The organism is Bacillus sp. LR--39 (assembly GCF_053613335.1).
This window is the reverse complement of record NZ_JBSIOT010001266.1, coordinates 1-586: the sequence shown is the minus strand read 5'-3', so window position 1 is coordinate 586 and position 586 is coordinate 1. Positions and strand designations below refer to the sequence as shown.

The window sequence follows — 586 nt, the reverse complement described above, 5'->3', positions numbered from 1 at the left end:
ATCCGATACGAATCAATTCCTTCCGGTTTGTCACTGAGATTGTAGCCCCGCTGATCAGGAGCAATGACCCGGTAACCCGCATCAACAAGCGGTTTGATTTGATTTTTCCAGCCGTACCAAAACTCAGGAAATCCATGGAGCAGGACAATTAACGGGCCGTCTTCCGGTCCTGCGGCTGCAACGTGGAGCGTGATTCCGTTCGTATTAACAAACTGGCATTTAACTCCGTCCACTTCTATCTCCTCCTTGACTGTGCGTCATGATTTTCAGCCTTTTCTCCGTTAGCATAAATGTTATGACACAGGCGGCAATCAGCAGGATAAGCTGAAGAATAATCAAGTTTGATCCCAGCAGCAAACCCATTCCCGCAATCACCAAGCCTGACAGGATCATTAATGATGCACTGTAACGGTTCGCTTCATTCCATAATCTTTGATCTGACATTGAGCGTCTCGTTCTGTACCCGTACACACTGTTGATCGATTTGGGAGGAAACAGTTTGATCAGTATGCCCGCAATGATCATAAGCCCTCCGCCGACTAAACCCGTCATATCATCATCTCCTTTCTCATTGTTACGTGCAGAA

At 46.9% G+C, this 586-nt stretch carries 1 protein-coding gene and 1 pseudogene; both read right to left on the bottom strand.

The window, feature by feature from the left end; translation table 11 throughout:
• Positions 1 to 233, bottom strand: a pseudogene (gene ephM, locus ACWHAR_RS29865) (epoxide hydrolase EphM); the annotation flags it as partial.
• Positions 220 to 552, bottom strand: a complete 333-nt coding sequence (gene spdL, locus ACWHAR_RS29860) for an SdpC immunity protein SpdL (protein ID WP_024573182.1) — start codon at positions 550 to 552, stop codon at positions 220 to 222. The gene spdL and the pseudogene ephM, both read right to left, overlap by 14 nt.
• Positions 553 to 586 lie beyond the last annotated feature (34 nt).

Bases quoted from the DNA above. Each gene is read 5' to 3' on its own strand.
- spdL (WP_024573182.1), bottom strand. From the start codon at position 552: ATGACGGGTTTAGTCGGCGGAGGGCTTATGATCATTGCGGGCATACTG.